Origin of the sequence: Serratia sp. H402Y (assembly GCF_051172415.1) — a bacterium.
Classification (GTDB): Bacteria; Pseudomonadota; Gammaproteobacteria; order Enterobacterales; family Enterobacteriaceae; genus Serratia; species Serratia ureilytica.
Window position 1 is genome coordinate 158,371 of the sequence record NZ_JBPIYZ010000005.1, and the last position, 16,244, is coordinate 174,614.

Genomic DNA, 16,244 nt, shown 5'->3' on the forward strand with positions numbered 1-16,244 from the left:
TATGCCGGCGATCGCGCTGCAAGGGTTGCGGGGTGGAATGGGGACGACGTCAGTCACGGCGGCGCTCGCCTGGGCGTTGCGCCAGCTTGGCGAGTCGGTGCTGGCGATAGACTTTACGCCGGACAATCTGCTGCGCCTGCATTTCAACACGCCGTTCGAACTGGCGCGCGGCTGGGCACGCGCGGAACAGGACGGCGGCGGTTGGCGGGAAGGCGCGCTGCGTTATTGCGAAAACCTCGACTTTTTACCGTTTGGCCGCCTGAATGCGGCGGAACGGCTGGAAGTGCAACATCGGTGTCAGGCGCATCCCGATCGCTGGCGCGATAATTTGCGTCAGCTGATGGCCGGCGATCCGCAGCGCTGGATCCTGCTGGACGTCCCGGTCGGGGACGGCGTTTTGGCGCAGCAGGCATTGCAACTGGCCGACAGCGTGTTCGTGCTGTTGAACCCCGACGCCAACTGCCAGGTGCGGCTCCATCAGCAGGCGCTGCCGCACGCAAGTCATTTCCTGATTAACCATTACTCTTCGGCCAGCCGGCTGCAGCAGGATTTGCATCAGCTGTGGCTGCAAACGCTGAGCGGCCTGTTGCCGGTGGTTATCCACCGCGATGAAGCGTTGGCGGAAGCGCTGGCGGCCAAACAGCCGCTGGGCGAGTACCGCCCCGAGAGCCTGGCGGCGGATGAAGTGCTGACGCTGGCCAACTGGTGCCTGATCAACCTCAAACGGGGTATTGCGCCATGAGTCGGGTGCTGAGCCTGCTGCTGGTGCCGCCGGTGCGCCAGGCGGTGCAGGCGCGCTACCGCGCCTATCGCCGCAGCGGGGCGTCGGCGCTGACCGCCTTTTTCACTACGCTGTTGGTGGCGCTGGGGTGGATGCTGCTGCGTTTGGAGTCACCGGCCTGGCGGCGCGTGCGCGCCGGCCGCGCTTACTGGTTCCCGCATCTGTCCGCCGAACGCCCCCGTCCGGCGGATGCGCTGCGCTATTTGCTGCAGGGGGCGTGGCTGCTGCTGTTCCGCAGCGGCCGCGCGCCGGTGCAGCGCGATTATTTCGCCGGTTGGCGGCGGCTGCAGCAGCGCTATGCCGACTGGCTGCAGGGCTTGCCGCAGCGGCTGAAAAACGCCGGCGTGGAACAGCGCTCGGTAGAGCGACTCGGCCGCATGAACCGCGGATTGCGGCGCGCGCTGTTCATTCTGGTCGGCGTGCTGGCGGCGATCCTCGCCATGCTGTGCATCTCGCAACCGTTCGATCTGTCGGCGCAGTTCGTGTTCGTTCTGCTGCTGTGGGGGATCGCGATGGTGGTGCGCCGGGTGCCGGGGCGCTTGCCTGCGTTGATGCTGATCGTGCTGTCGTTGACCGTCTCCTGCCGTTACCTGTGGTGGCGCTATACCGCCACGCTGAACTGGGACGATCCGCTCAGCCTGGTATGCGGCCTGCTGTTGCTGGTGGCGGAAACCTACGCCTGGGTGGTGTTGGTGCTGGGCTATTTCCAGACTATCTGGCCGCTTAACCGCCAGCCGGTGCCGTTGCCCGAAGACAGCGCCACCTGGCCGACCATCGATCTGATGGTGCCGACCTACAACGAAGACCTCGGGGTGGTGAAGCCCACCATCTATGCGGCGCTGGGCATCGACTGGCCGAAAGAAAAAGTGAACATCTATATCCTTGATGACGGTAATCGCCCCGAGTTCCGGGCGTTCGCCGCCGAGGTGGGAGTGAAGTACATCGCCAGGCCGACTCACGAACACGCCAAGGCCGGCAACATCAACAACGCGCTGAAGCAGGCCACCGGCGAGTTCGTGGCGATTTTCGACTGCGACCATGTCCCGACGCGCTCCTTCCTGCAGCTGACCATGGGGTGGTTCTTCAAAGACAAAAAGCTGGCGATGCTGCAGACCCCGCACCACTTCTTCTCGCCGGATCCCTTCGAGCGCAACCTTGGCCGCTTCCGTCAGACGCCCAACGAGGGCACTTTGTTCTACGGGCTGGTGCAGGACGGCAACGACATGTGGGACGCCACCTTCTTCTGCGGCTCTTGCGCCATCCTGCGCCGCAGCGCGCTGGACGAAATCGGCGGCATCGCGGTGGAAACCGTCACCGAAGACGCCCATACCTCGCTGCGTTTGCACCGGCGTGGGCATACCTCGGCCTATATCCGCATTCCGCAGGCCGCCGGGCTGGCGACCGAAAGCCTGTCGGCGCACATCGGCCAGCGCATTCGCTGGGCGCGCGGCATGGTGCAGATCTTCCGGCTCGACAACCCGTTGCTGGGCAAGGGGCTGAAACTGGCGCAGCGCCTGTGCTACGCCAACGCCATGCTGCACTTCCTGTCGGGCATCCCGCGGCTGATCTTCCTCACCGCGCCGCTGGCGTTTTTGCTGTTGCATGCCTACATCATCTTCGCGCCGGCGCTGGCGATCGCGCTTTACGTGCTGCCGCACATGATCCACGCCAGCCTGACCAACTCGCGCATCCAGGGGAAATACCGCCATTCGTTCTGGAGCGAAATCTATGAAACGGTGTTGGCCTGGTATATCGCGCGGCCGACGACGGTGGCGCTGTTCAATCCGCACAAGGGCAAATTCAACGTGACCGCCAAGGGCGGGCTGGTGGAGGAGGAGCACGTCGACTGGGTGATCACCCGGCCTTACATGTTCCTGGTGGTTCTTAACCTCGCCGGGCTGGCGTTCGGCGCCTGGCGGCTGGCCTATGGCCCGACGGACGAGGTGATGACGGTGATCATCAGCCTGGTGTGGGTGCTGTACAACATGACCATTCTCGGCGGCGCGGTGGCGGTGGCGGTGGAAGCCAAACAGGTGCGTCAGGCGCACCGCGTGGAGATCGCCATGCCGGCGGCGATCGCGCGTGCCGACGGCCACCTCTACCCCTGCACGCTGCGCGATTACTCCGATGGCGGCGTGGGCATCGAGATGCGGGTGGCGGACACGTTGAAAGAGGGCGACAAGGCCTCGCTGCTGCTCAAACGCGGCCAGCAGGAGTACAGCTTCCCCTGCGTGGTGACGCGCGCCTTCGGCAACAAGGTGGGGGTGCGTCTGGTCAGTCTTTCCACCCGCGAACACATCGATTTTATTCAGTGCACCTTCGCCCGCGCCGATACCTGGGCGCTGTGGCAGGACGGGTTCCCTGAAGACCGGCCGATCGAAAGCCTGCGCGACGTGCTGGCGCTGGGCTTCCGCGGCTATGTGCGCATGGCGGACTACGCGCCGCCGCTGGTACGCGGTCTGCTGGTCGGGGTCACGTCGCTGACCGCCTGGGTAGTGTCGTTTATTCCGCGCGGCGTCGGCAGGGATCCGACCTTGGGTCAACAAGAAACCGTGGGTTAGCTGCGAGTTCAACCGCCCGCTCACTCGCCCGGTGAACAGGCTCCAACATTGATGATGATACGATGACGAGAAAAATAACCTGGTTTACTGCTCTGGCCTTAGGCATCAGCACCCTGTCGCAGGCCGAAACCGCCACCGCGCCGACCGTGGCGGCCCAGCCGCCGATCGCTGCGGCGGCCGATACGGCGACCGCGCCACCGCCGGCCGCCGCGCCGCAGGATCCGAATGCGCCGGTGCGCGACGTGTCGCTGCCGTTTGCGCAGATAGCGCCGCCGCCGGGCACCTTTGTTCTGCGCGGCACCCGGCCGGACGGGCAGATCGAATTCGGCGTGCGCAGCGATGAGGTGGTCTCGCAGGCGATGCTCGACCTGGAATTTACGCCGTCGCCGGCGTTGATCCCGGTCGAGTCGCACGTCAAGGTCTACCTGAACGACGAGCTGATGGGCGTGACCACGATCGCCAAGGAGCAGTTGGGCAAGCCCAATCGCATCCAGATGGCGATCGATCCGCGCTATATTACCGATTTTAACCGCGTCCGGCTGGTGTTCGTCGGCCATTATCAGAACATCTGCGAAAACCCGGCCAGCACTTCGCTGTGGCTCGACGTCAGCAAATCCAGCGCGCTGAAGCTGCGCTTCCAGACGCTGCCGGTGAAAAACGAGCTGTCGCACTTCCCTGAGCCGTTCTTCGACAGCCGCGACAATCGGCCGCTGACGCTGCCGATGGTGTTCGCCGGCCAGCCGGATCTGGCCCAGCAGCGCGCGGCGGGCATTCTGGCTTCCTGGTTCGGCAGCAAGGCGCAGTGGCGCGGGCAATCCTTCCCGACGCTGTATAACGCGCTGCCGACGCAGCACGCGGTGGTGTTCGCCACCAATAAGCAGCGCCCGGATTTCCTGCGCGATTACCCGGCGGTCAACGGCCCGACGGTGGAGATGATCAGCCACCCGGACAATCCCTACGTCAAACTGCTGCTGATTCAGGGGCGTGACGACAACGATTTGATCACCGCGGTGAAAGGCATCGCGCAGGGCGACATTCTGTTCCGCGGCCAGAACGTGACGGTGGACAAGGTGGAACAGCTGGCGCCGCGTCAGCCTTACGACGCGCCGAACTGGGTGCGCACCGATCGGCCGATGACCTTCGCCGAACTGCAGCAATACGCCGAACAGCTGCAAACCAGCGGTATCGAGCCCGGCCCGATTTCATTGACCATGAACCTGCCGCCGGATCTGTTCCTGATCCGCAGCACCGGCATCGACATGCACCTCAAGTACCGTTATACCGCGCCGCGCATTCAGGACGGTTCGCGGCTGAGCGTCAGCCTGAACAACCAGTTCGTGCAGGCCTACTCGCTGGTGCCGGAACACGAACAGGGGGCGCAGCTGCTGCGCCTGCCGTTGACGCAGGGGCTGCTCGACTCCGACAAGAACGTCAGCATTCCGGCGCTGCGGCTGGGTGCCACCAACCAGCTGCGCTTTGACTTTGACTACACCACGCTGCTGGCCAGCGGCGCGGAAGGGCGCTGCGAAACCTACTCCTTCACGCAAAACCACGCGGTGATCGACGGCGCGTCTACCATCGATTTCTCCGGCTACCGCCACTTTATGGCGATGCCGGACCTGCGCGCCTTCGCCAACGCCGGCTTCCCGTTCAGCCGCCTGGCGGATCTGTCACAAACGCTGGTGTTGGTGAACCAGAAACCGCAGCCGGCGCAGGTCAGCGCGCTGCTGAACGCGCTCGGCGTGATCGGCGCGCAAACCGGTTATCCGGCGCTGGCCTTCACGCTGAGCGACGACTGGTCGCAGGCCACGGATCGCGACGACGACATCCTGATGGTCGGCACCATTCCGCCGGAGCTGCGCGACGACAAGAAAATCAGCCTGCTGGTGGACGCGACCCAAAGCTGGGTGAAACAGCCGACGCGCCAACCGCCGCTGCCCAGCTCGGAAGTGCTGGCGGAGGACGCCAAGCCGGACAGCAAGACCACCGTCAGTTCCGAGGGGGCGATGTCGGCGATCATTGGTGTGCAGTCGCCGTTCAACGACCAGCGCAGCATCGTGGCGCTGTTGGCGGACAGCCCGCGCGGCTATGAGCTGCTGAACAATGCCCTGCTGGACAGCGGCAAGCGCGCCGCGGTGTTCGGCTCGGTGGCGGTGATCCGCGAATCGGGGGTCAACAGCCTGCGCGTCGGCGATGTTTACTATGTCGGTCACCTGCCTTGGTGGGAGCGGCTTTGGTATGCCCTCTCCACCCATCCGGTCCTGCTGGCGGTGCTCGCGGTGGTGCTGGTAGTGATCCTGGGGTTGATGCTGTGGCGCGGCCTGAAGGCCTTCAGCCGGCGGCGTCTGGCGCCTGAAGATCGGGATTGACGGCGGTGAACGCGATGCTGCAACGCCTGTCGCTCGGCATGCTGCTGCTGTGCGCTTTCAGCGCGGCGGCGGCCTGCGAATGGCCGGGCTGGCAACAGTACAAGCAGTTCTACATCAGCCCGCAGGGGCGGGTGATCGATCCGAGCAGCCCGAACAAAATCACCACGTCGGAGGGGCAGAGTTACGGCCTGTTCTTCGCCCTGGTGGCCAATGACCGGCCGACCTTCGACCAGCTGTTGACCTGGACGGAGAACAACCTGGCGGCGGGCGATCTCAGTGCCCGTTTACCCGCCTGGCTGTGGGGCGAGGGCGACGACAAGCAGTGGAAGGTGCTGGACGCCAACTCGGCGTCGGACGCCGATCTGTGGATCGCTTATAACCTGCTCGAAGCCGGCCGCCTGTGGAAAAGCCGGCGTTATCAAACCCTGGGGACGCTGCTGTTGCAGCGCATCGGCCGCGAGGAAGTGGCCGACATCCCCGGCCTGGGGCTGATGCTGCTGCCGGGCAAAGTCGGGTTCGTGGCGGAAGATCGCTGGCGGCTGAACCCCAGCTACCTGCCGCCGCAGCTGTTGACGCGTTTTGCGGCGCTGAACGGCCCGTGGCGCGCGATGCGCGAGATCAATCAGCGGCTGTGGTTGGAGACCGCGCCGCACGGCTTCTCGCCGGACTGGGTGGTATGGCGGGTCGGCGCCGGCTGGCAGCCGGACACCGTCAAGCCGAACGTCGGCAGCTACGACGCCATTCGGGTCTATCTGTGGGCCGGCATGCTGGCGGACGACGATGAACACAAGGCGGCGCTGCTCAAACGCTTCCAGCCGATGGCGCAGCTCACCGCCAGCCAGGGCGTGCCGCCGGAGAAAACCGATACCGCCAGCGGCAAAACCACCGGCGACGGCCCGGTCGGCTTTTCCGCCGCGATGTTGCCGATGTTGGCGGCGCAGGCCGACGCGCTGGCGGCCCAGCGGCAACGGATCGGCGAACACCCGCCGGGTGACGACGCCTATTTCAGCGCCTCGCTGACGCTGTTCGGCCAGGGGTGGGATCAACAACGTTATCGCTTTAATCGTCAGGGTGAACTGCAACCCTCGTGGGACGGCCAATGCACAACTTCAAAATAAACTGGCTGAATTTGATTCCGCTGAGTCTGGCGATGCTGCCGCAGGCGCGCGCTGCGGAGGCCGTGGCGCCGGAGCAGTGGCTGCTGGAGCAGGTGCGCATTGGCGAGGCCGGCAACAAGGACGATCTGGTGCGCCAATCGCTGTACCGGCTCGAACTGATGGATCCGAACAACCCGGACGTGATCGCCGCGCGCATGCGTTTGGCGCTGCGGCAGGGCAACATGGCGCTGGCGCAGCAGCAGTTGGACAAGCTGAAAACGCTCGCGCCGCAGTCCAGCGCTTATCGCCAGGCGCAAATGAACATGCTGCTGACCCAGCCGGAAACCCGGCAAAAGCTGCAGCAGGCGCGCCTGATGGCGACCGCCGGCCGGTTGCCGGAGGCCAAGGCGCAGTACGATGCGTTGTTCCACGGCGAGCCGCCGACGCTCGATCTGGCGGTGGAATACTGGCGGTTGGTGGCGCGCTTGCCGGGACAGGAGGCGAAGGCGTTAAAGCAGCTGCAGGCGCTGGATCAGCAATATTCCGGCAACGCGGCGCTGCGCATGTCGCTGGCGCGCATGCTGTTCAGCCAGAATCAGGACGCGCAGGCCTATGAACTGCTGCAGAAGATCGCCGCCGATCCGGCCGGGCGCGGCGATGCCGCCGATCTGTGGCTGGACAAGGTCAAAGCGATGCCGGTCAGCGCGCAGAGCGTAGCGGCGCTCAACCGTTTCCTCGGCGTGTTCGACACCGGCGATCAGGCGACCAGCGCCCGTGAAGAGCTGGCCAGACAGCAGAAACTGTTGGCCGATCCGGCTTATCAGGCGCGGGTGCGCGGCCTGGCGCAGGTGGATAAAGGCGGCAGCCGGGCGGCCATTCCTGAGTTGCAAAAGGCGTTGGCGGCGACGCCGAACGACGCCGAGGTGCTGGGCGCGCTCGGCCAGGCCTATTCACGCGCCGGTGACCGCCCGCAGGCGCTGAAGCTGTTTCGCCAGGCGCTGGCGGCCGACAAGAATGGCTACGGCAGCGGCAAATGGCAGAGCCTGATCAAGAGCACCGGCTACTGGCTGGCGATCGACGAGGGCGACAAAGCGCTCAAGGCCGGCAATCTCGCGCTGGCACGGCAGAAATATCAGCAGGCGCGCCAGCTCGACGACAGCAACGGCGACGCGTTTATCGGCCTGGGCGATGTGGCGGTGGCGAGCAAGGATGACGCCGCGGCGGAAGGGTTTTATCAGCAGGCGCTGCGGCGCGATCCCGGCAACGGCAGCGCGCTGCGCGGCCTGGTGAATATCTATCAGCGCCAGTCGCCGGAAAAAGCGCTGGCCTACCTTGACGGCCTGCCGCGCAGCCAGCAGGCCAAGCTGCGCAGCACTCTCGATGGGCTGCGGCTCGACAGGCTGAAACAGCAGGCGGAGACGCTGGCGCAGCAGCAACAGTGGCAGCAGGCGGCGGAAATCTATCGGCGCGCCCAGCCGATGGCGCCCGACGATGTCTGGCTGACCTATCGCTATGCCCAGGCGCTGCGTCAGGCCGGGCAGCCGCAACAGGCGGACGCCTTATTCCGGCAGCTGGCGCAGCGCCAGCACGCCAATCCGCAGCTGACCTACGCCTATGCGCTCTATCTTTCCGGCAGCGATCGCGACCGTCAGGCGCTGGCGCAGCTCAATACGCTGCCGGCGGCGCAGTGGAACGACAATATGCGCGAACTGGCGCAGCGGCTGAAAATGCAGGCGACGATCGCACATGCCGAAGGGCTGCGGGCGGCCGGTGACGAACCGGCGGCGGAAGCCTATCTGCGCCGGCAGCCGGCGGACACGCGCATCGATTTGCTGCTCGCCGACTGGGCGCTGGCGCGCGGGGAGTATGCGGCGGCGCTGGACGACTATCAGCGGGTGAAACGCCGTGAACCGAACAATCCGGATGCGCAGCTGGGCGAGATCGAAGCCTATGTGGCGCAGGGGGATCTGGACGCGGCGCGCCAGCGGCTGAAAACCGAACCGCAGCCGCAAGACGCTTCGCTCAACAGCCAACGGCGGGTCGCCAATGCCTGGGGCGCGGTCGGCGATGCGCAGCAGGCCGAGGCGCTCTTCGGCCGGCTGAAAACGGCGGCGGCTTCAGAACCCGTCGGGCAGACCAAAGCGCTGATCTACCGCGACGCCGCCCGCCTGGAGCGGGCTCAGCAACAGCCGGAGCGGGCGCAGCAGGATTACCGCCAGGCGATGGTGGCCGGCGGCATCACGCCGACGCTGCCGCAGGATAATGACCGCTACACCTATTTGACGCGCAATAATCCGGGCGACGACTGGCTGAAACGCGGCATCCGCTCCGATGCCGCGGATCTGTATCGGCAGCAGGACGTGAACGTCACGCTCGATCACGATTACTGGCGCTCGAGCGGCACCGGCGGCATTTCCGACTTCAACGCGCACGACACCATGCTGCAGGTGGATATGCCGCTGTATGACGGGCGCGCCTTCTTGCGCACCGACACCGTGCAGCTGGATGCCGGCCGCTTCTCGACCGACGGCAGCGGCAAATACTACGAAACCTTCGGCACCTGCCACACGCAAGGGTGCCGCGGCGATGAACACCAGAAAACCACCGGCACCAGCGTGGCGGCCGGTTGGAAAAACGATCGCTGGGCCGCCGATATCGGCACGACGCCGATGGGCTTCGAGGTGGTCGACTGGAGCGGCGGCCTGGCCTACAGCGGCGACTGGAACCACATCGGCTGGACGCTGGCGGCCTCGCGGCGGCCGATCTCCAGCTCGTTGCTGGCGTTTGGCGGTGCCAAGGATCCGAATACCGGCACTACCTGGGGCGGCGTGCGCGCCACCGGCGTCAGCCTGAGCGCCAGCTACGATCGCGGCGAGGCGAACGGCGTGTGGGCCGATCTCAGCGCGCACCAGCTCACCGGCAAGAACGTGGCGGACAACCAGCGGCAGCGGTTGATGGCCGGCTATTACTACAAGGTGATCAACGAAGACAATCGCCGCCTGAGCGTTGGGCTCAATACCATGCTGTGGCACTACCAGAAAGACTTGAGTGGCTATTCGCTGGGACAGGGCGGCTATTACAGCCCGCAGCAATATCTGTCGCTGTCGCTGCCGGTCAACTATCGTCAGCGCACCGAGAACTGGTCGTGGGAGCTGGGCGGTTCGGTTTCGCTGTCGCATTCGAAAACCGACAGCCAGCGCCGTTATCCGCTGCAAGGCCTGATCCCGGATTCACTGCCCGATAAGTTCGCCGTCGAGGACGGCAGCGCCTCGAGCGGCGTCGGTTATACCCTGCGGGCGATCGTCGAACGCCGTCTCAGTTCGCACTGGACGCTCGGCGCCGGCATCGATATTCAGCAGGCGAAGAACTATACGCCGAGCCACGCGTTGATTTATCTGCGTTATTCCCTGGCCGGCTGGCAGGGGGACCTCGATTTGCCGCCGCAGCCGCTGACGCCGTATGCCGACTTCAAGTAACCGGGAGGAGAGAGATTCGGAGTGTCGGACACCGGGGAGTTTTGTTACCCTGTGTCCGGGTCGTGTTTGTTCGCTCTAGGAAAAGACTGAAACCCGCGATTTTCTTGGTTATGCCTGCGGCATAGCCAGATAAAAACAGCCGATGATCGAGTATACTCAGCCCGGTTCGAGGGGGCGGGTGAGAGTCAGCCCCCTTTTTGTTTCAGCCCGATTTTACGGAGAGCAGGTTTGCGGGTCAGGCGTTCGTTAACGATTAAGCAGATGGCGACAGTGTCCGGCGTGGCGCTGGTCACGATCTGTATCTTTATCGTGATTCAGTTGTTCCATTTTGTGCAGCAGCGCAGGGATGACTACGCCCAGCAACTGGAGAATATCGCTCACTCCGTACGCCAGCCGCTGGCGGAAGCGGTGCTGCGCATGGACGTGCCGGAAGCCAAAAAGGTGCTGAATACGCTGTTGCCGGTCGGCATTCTGAGCCGGGCGGATATCGTCTTGCCGAACGAGTTTCAGGCGCTGCACGCCAATTTCCCGCCGGAGCGGCCGGTGCCGACGTTGATCGCCCGGCTGTTTGAGTTGCCTATCCAAATTTCCGTGCCGCTCTATTCGCTGGAACGGGTGCCGGCCAACCAGCAGCCGCTGGCCTACCTGGTGCTGCAGGCCGATTCGTTCCGCATGTACCAGTTTATCCTCAGCATTTTGTCGACCATGCTGTCGACCTACCTGCTGCTGGCGCTGATCCTGTCGGTGTCCATCACCTGGTGCATGAACCGGCTGATGGTGCATCCGCTGCGCGCGATGGCCAAAGAGCTGGAAAACATCTCGCAGGACGAAGCGCCTTATCACCAGTTGATGCTGCCGGCGCTGCACCAGGACGACGAGCTCGGCCTGCTGGTGCGCAACTACAACCGCAATCAACAGACGCTGGCCAAGGCGCATGCCGACATGAGCCGCCTGAGCACCCGCCACCCGGTGACCGAACTGCCGAACCCGGCCTTGCTGAACGCGTTGCTGGAACAGCATATCGCCTCCAGCCTGCGCCCCGAGCGTTTTAACCTGCTGGTGATCGGCATCGAGACGCTGCATGAAGCATCGGGCGTGATGAGCCCGGCGATGCGCGAGGCATTGCTGTTGGCGCTGGCGAAGAAGCTGCGCGGCTGCATCGACGAAAACGGCGTGCTGGCACAGCTGAGCAATACCGAATTCGCCATCCTGGCCAAGGGCATCGAGCGGCCGTTCCACGCCATGCAGCTGGCGCGGCGCATCATGGCGGAGATCAACGCGCCGTTGACGCTGGAAGGCCTGGCGCTGCGGCCCAACGCCAGCATCGGCATCGCCCACTACCTCAATCAGGGGGAGAGCGCGGAACAGCTGCTGCGCAGCGCCACCTCGGCGATGATGTCCGCGCATCGCGAAGGGAAAAATCAGATCCTGTTCTTCGAACCCAGCCTGACGGAGCGCACGCAGAAGCGATTGACGCAGGAGAGCGAGATCCTGCACGGCATTGAGCAGCGGCATTTCACGCTGTTCCTGCAGCCACAGATCGACATGCAGTCCAACGAGGTGATTGGCGCAGAAGCGTTGCTGCGCTGGCAGCAGTACGACGGCAGCTATACCCTGCCGGCCGACGTCATTCCGCTCGCGGAAGAGCTGGGCGTGATTGTGCCGCTCGGCAACTGGGTGCTGGAAGAGTCCTGCCGTATCCTGGCGGACTGGCAGCAGCGCGGCATTGCGCTGCCGCTGGCGGTCAACGTTTCCGGCATTCAGATGCAGGACGAGGCGTTTGTTCCGTATCTGAAAAATCTGCTGGCGCAGTATCGAATCGATCCGCGCAAGCTGCTGTTGGAGATCACCGAGACGGTACGCATCGACGATCTCGACCGCGCGCTGGCGCTGCTGCGCGAGCTGCACGATCTGGGGCTGTCGATCGCGCTGGACGACTTCGGCATGGGCTACTCCAGCCTGGAGTACCTGAACCGGTTGAAATCCCTGCCGATCGATTTGATTAAAATCGACCGCAGTTTCATTCAGGGGTTGCCGGCCGACGATGCGATGGTGCGCATTGTCAGTTCAATCTCTGAAGTGCTGGCGTTGCCGGTGATGGCCGAAGGCGTGGAAAACGCCGAGCAGCGCGACTGGCTGCTGAAGCACGGCATTCGCAGCGGGCAAGGGTTCCTGTTCGCTCGGCCGCTACCGCGTGAAGCGTTCGAAACCGAGTTTTGCCGCGCGGCGCCGTGAGCCGCGTTACCTTTCCGGTACTTTTCCCCGTCCGAAAATCGCTATTCCCCTCATACCTCTTTTGCGTTAGTGCAAACAAAGGCTTACGCAATTTTCAGCTTTGCACCCGGACTGACGCGTTTCAGCTCTTAAATTCACATCAACCCTGAGGGGTGGGTGCAACAAATTATTTCCATGTTGTTAAGTGGGTGTTATTTTCCGCGCAAGCAATGAACAGGCTGGATTTTTAGACTGCCGCCTGGTGCGTGTCTTCCCCCCATAGGATGTTCATATGAAAACAACAATTTTTAAGAGCCTCTATTTTCAGGTGCTGACGGCGATCACGCTGGGTATCCTGCTTGGCCACTTCTACCCTGACCTCGGCGCCCAGATGAAACCCTTGGGCGATGGCTTCGTCAAACTGATCAAGATGATTATCGCCCCGGTGATTTTCTGCACCGTGGTGACCGGCATCGCCGGCATGGAAAGCATGAAGGCGGTGGGGCGCACCGGCGCCATCGCGCTGCTGTATTTTGAAATCGTCAGCACCCTCGCGCTGATTATCGGCCTGGTGATCGTCAACCTGGTGCAACCGGGCGCCGGCATGAACGTCGATCCCGGTACGCTGGACGCCAAAGCGGTGGCGATCTACGCCGAGCAAGCGCAGCAGCAGGGCATCATTCCGTTCCTGCTGGACATCATCCCCGGCAGCGTGATCGGCGCGTTCGCCAGCGGCAACATTCTTCAGGTGCTGCTGTTCGCGGTGCTGTTTGGCTTCGCCCTGCATCGTCTGGGCGACAAAGGGCAGCTGATCTACAACGTGATCGACAGCTTCTCGCGGGTGATTTTCGGCATCATCAACATGATCATGCGCCTGGCGCCGCTGGGGGCCTTCGGCGCCATGGCGTTTACCATCGGTAAATACGGCGTCGGCACGCTGGTGCAACTCGGCCAGCTGATCGTGTGTTTCTATATCACCTGCATCCTGTTCGTGGTGGTGGTGTTGGGCAGCATCGCCCGCGCCAACGGCTTCAGCATCTTCAAATTCGTCAACTACATCAAAGAAGAGCTGCTGATCGTGCTGGGGACCTCGTCGTCTGAATCCGCGCTGCCGCGCATGCTGGATAAAATGGAGAAGTTGGGCTGCAAGAAATCGGTGGTGGGTCTGGTGATCCCGACCGGATACTCCTTCAACCTGGACGGCACCTCTATCTACCTGACCATGGCCGCGGTGTTTATCGCGCAGGCGACCAACACCCACATGGATATCATGCATCAGATTACCCTGCTGGTGGTGTTGCTGCTCTCCTCCAAAGGGGCGGCGGGCGTGACCGGCAGCGGCTTTATCGTGTTGGCCGCCACCATCTCCGCCGTGGGCCACCTGCCGCTGGCCGGCCTGGCGCTGATCCTCGGCATCGACCGCTTTATGTCGGAAGCCCGCGCGCTGACCAACCTGGTGGGCAATGGCGTGGCGACCGTAGTCGTGGCCAAATGGTGTAATCAGCTGGATGAGAAGCAGCTGAAAGACACCCTGAACAACAAAAACACCGGCGCGGACAAAACGCTGCCTTCCGCCTGATTTCGGCGGTAAATCACCGGCCGCATCCGCGGCCGGTGAGCTTCTTCCCCTGCCTCGTAACGATTTTTTGCATTAAAAACCCCGCAATCTATTATTTTTCACTCTAATGAGTGACATCCGCAAAGGCGCGCGGTCTAACACGATGGTACACTTTCTGCTTTCCGCCCCACCGTGAAACTCAGGGCGTATTTTTATGATTCCATTGAATGGAATACACGCATTTGCATAAGAAATTGGATAGTCATTAAGTAGGGGTTCACATGCAGGGCACCAGAATTCATCTTATAGTTGGTGGGCTGCTACTGGCGGCAGCCAGTGGCAGCGTGCAGGCTGAAGCACTACAACCCGATCCTGCCTGGCAGCAGGGGGCGCTGGCCAACGGGTTTTCATGGCAGATTCTCGATACGCCGCAGCGGCCGAGCGACCGCGTGGAACTGCGGCTGATCGTCAATACCGGCTCTTTGGTGGAGTCTTCGCAGCAGACCGGCTTTGCCCACCTGCTGCCGCGGCTGGCGTTGACGCGCAGCGAAAGCTTCACGGCGCCGCAGCTGCGGGCGCTGTGGCAGCAGAGCGTAGATAACGAGCGGCCGCTGCCGCCGGCTATCATCTCGTACGATTTCACCATGTATAACCTCAGCTTGCCGAACAACCGGCCCGATCTGCTGAAAGAAGCGCTGGCCTGGCTGGCGGACACGACCGGCAAACTGGCGATCGACGAGCACACGGTGCACGCGGTGATGAATTCCAGCATCAATCCGGTCGGCACTTTCCCACCCAATACCAAAGACGCCTGGTGGCGTTACCGCCTGAAAGGCTCGACGCTGCTGGCGCACGATCCGGCGCAGCCGGCGAAACGGCCGGTCAACCTTGAGCAGTTGAAGAAATTCTATCAGCAGTGGTACACACCGGACGCCATGACGCTGTTCGTGGTCGGCAAGGTTGACAGCCGCAGCCTGGTCGAGCAGATCAACAAGGCTTTCTCGCCGCTGCAGGGCAAACGTGAAACCCCGGCTCCGATGCCGACCCTGACGCCGCTGCCGCAGCAGCCGGTGAGCCTGATCAGCGAGCAGGTGAAGCAGGATACGCTGTCGATCATGTGGGATTCGCCGTGGCACCCGATTCGCGATTCGCAAAGCCTGCTGCGCTACTGGCGTGGCGATCTCGCCCGCGAGGCGTTGTTCTGGCACCTCCAGCAGACGCTGGAAAAAAGCGACCAGAAAAACCTGCATTTGGGCTTTGACTGCCGCGTGCAGTACCAGCGCGGGCAGTGCGCCATCCACCTGGATACGCCGAACAACAATCTGAACGGCAGCCTGGGCTTCATTGCCCGCGAACTGGCCAACGTGCGTGACAACGGCCTGTCGAAAGAGGAATTCGATGCGCTGCTGGCGCAGAAAAACGATCAGCTGAGCAAGCTGTTCGCGACCTACGCCCGTACCGACACCGACGTGCTGATGAGCCAGCGTCTGCGGTCGCAGCAGAGCGGGGTGGTGGATATCGCGCCGGAGCTGTACCAGAAGCTGCGCCAGGAGTTCCTGTCCAGCCTGACGCTGGAGACACTGAATCAGGCGCTGAAGCTGCAGTTGTCTCAGGACGCGACGCTGGTGCTGATGCAGCCGAAGGGCGAGCCGGAAATGAGCATGAAGCAGCTGCAGGATACCTATAACGGCATCATGATGCCGCCGCCGGCGGTGGTGACGGAAGAAGCCAAACCGGCGGACACCGCAGTCGCTTCGCCGGCGACGGACGCCGCTGGCGCGCAGTAATTCGTGGCAGGGGGCTCAGGCCCCCTCAGTTGCGGTACAGCACCTTGATGATATGGTAACCGAACTGGGTTTTGACCGGGCCGTAAGGTTTGAGCAGCGGGATGCTGAACACCGCTTTATCGAACGCAGGCACCATTGCGCCTTTGTTGAATTCGCCCAGCGAGCCGCCGTTGCGTTTTGACGGGCAGCTCGAGTATTTGCGCGCCAGCGTGTCGAAGCTGACGCCACGCTTAAGCTTGGCCAGCAGCTCGTTGGCCAGCTTTTCATTGTCTACCAGAATGTGCAGGGCGCACGCCGTTTTTGCCATGGTATTGCCTTTGTCGATGCGAAAATTGCGCTGATTATACCCGCTAAATCTCATCGGCGCTTTCTGCTACAATTCCCTTCCACGTTTTACAGTC

Annotated in this window: 9 protein-coding genes; 8 read left to right on the forward strand and 1 reads right to left on the reverse strand. The window is 63.2% G+C overall.

What is annotated here, in order from left to right:
• The first annotated feature begins 1 nt into the window (after nt 1).
• The 8 genes from bcsQ (at nt 2) to ACSBQS_RS20870 (ending at nt 15,843) form a co-directional block, all read left to right on the forward strand.
• Nucleotides 2–742 carry a cellulose biosynthesis protein BcsQ gene (bcsQ, locus tag ACSBQS_RS20835; RefSeq protein WP_033645054.1) on the forward strand — a complete coding sequence of 247 codons (741 nt, stop codon included), beginning with the start codon at nt 2–4 and terminating at the stop codon, nt 740–742.
• A complete protein-coding gene (bcsA, locus tag ACSBQS_RS20840) occupies nt 739–3,342 on the forward strand; it encodes a UDP-forming cellulose synthase catalytic subunit (protein WP_033645053.1) in 2,604 nt (867 codons plus the stop codon). The genes bcsQ and bcsA overlap by 4 nt, the downstream gene beginning before the upstream one ends.
• A gap of 62 nt (nt 3,343–3,404) precedes the next feature.
• Nucleotides 3,405–5,711, forward strand: coding sequence for a cellulose biosynthesis cyclic di-GMP-binding regulatory protein BcsB (gene bcsB, locus ACSBQS_RS20845; protein WP_047025969.1), 2,307 nt, complete (start codon nt 3,405–3,407; stop codon nt 5,709–5,711).
• Between the two features lie 5 nt (nt 5,712–5,716).
• Nucleotides 5,717–6,829, forward strand: coding sequence for a cellulose synthase complex periplasmic endoglucanase BcsZ (gene bcsZ / locus ACSBQS_RS20850; protein WP_080273430.1), 1,113 nt, complete (start codon nt 5,717–5,719; stop codon nt 6,827–6,829).
• Nucleotides 6,811–10,284, forward strand: coding sequence for a cellulose synthase complex outer membrane protein BcsC (bcsC, locus tag ACSBQS_RS20855; protein ID WP_047025968.1), 3,474 nt, complete (start codon nt 6,811–6,813; stop codon nt 10,282–10,284). The genes bcsZ and bcsC overlap by 19 nt, the downstream gene beginning before the upstream one ends.
• 228 nt (nt 10,285–10,512) lie before the next feature.
• On the forward strand, nt 10,513–12,519 hold the full coding sequence (gene hmsP / locus ACSBQS_RS20860) for a biofilm formation regulator HmsP (RefSeq protein ID WP_434991330.1): 2,007 nt from the start codon (nt 10,513–10,515) through the stop codon (nt 12,517–12,519).
• Nucleotides 12,520–12,790: 271 nt separating this feature from the next.
• Nucleotides 12,791–14,077, forward strand: a complete 1,287-nt coding sequence (locus tag ACSBQS_RS20865; protein WP_033645049.1) for a dicarboxylate/amino acid:cation symporter — start codon at nt 12,791–12,793, stop codon at nt 14,075–14,077.
• Between the two features lie 260 nt (nt 14,078–14,337).
• Nucleotides 14,338–15,843 carry a M16 family metallopeptidase gene (locus tag ACSBQS_RS20870; protein WP_434991331.1) on the forward strand — a complete coding sequence of 502 codons (1,506 nt, stop codon included), beginning with the start codon at nt 14,338–14,340 and terminating at the stop codon, nt 15,841–15,843.
• 25 nt (nt 15,844–15,868) lie between these two features.
• On the opposite strand, the gene ppiC is transcribed toward ACSBQS_RS20870, so the two are convergent.
• Nucleotides 15,869–16,150, reverse strand: a complete 282-nt coding sequence (ppiC, locus tag ACSBQS_RS20875; protein WP_004934175.1) for a peptidylprolyl isomerase PpiC — start codon at nt 16,148–16,150, stop codon at nt 15,869–15,871.
• Nucleotides 16,151–16,244: the final 94 nt, after the last annotated feature.

Excerpts from the sequence above, each read along its gene's own strand:
- bcsQ (WP_033645054.1), top strand. The coding sequence starts at position 2 with ATGCCGGCGATCGCGCTGCAAGGGTTGCGGGGTGGAATGGGGACGACG.
- bcsA (WP_033645053.1), top strand. The coding sequence starts at position 739 with ATGAGTCGGGTGCTGAGCCTGCTGCTGGTGCCGCCGGTGCGCCAGGCG.
- bcsB (WP_047025969.1), top strand. The coding sequence starts at position 3,405 with ATGACGAGAAAAATAACCTGGTTTACTGCTCTGGCCTTAGGCATCAGC.
- bcsC (WP_047025968.1), top strand. The coding sequence starts at position 6,811 with ATGCACAACTTCAAAATAAACTGGCTGAATTTGATTCCGCTGAGTCTG.
- ACSBQS_RS20865 (WP_033645049.1), top strand. The coding sequence starts at position 12,791 with ATGAAAACAACAATTTTTAAGAGCCTCTATTTTCAGGTGCTGACGGCG.
- ACSBQS_RS20870 (WP_434991331.1), top strand. The coding sequence starts at position 14,338 with ATGCAGGGCACCAGAATTCATCTTATAGTTGGTGGGCTGCTACTGGCG.
- ppiC (WP_004934175.1), bottom strand. The coding sequence starts at position 16,150 with ATGGCAAAAACGGCGTGCGCCCTGCACATTCTGGTAGACAATGAAAAG.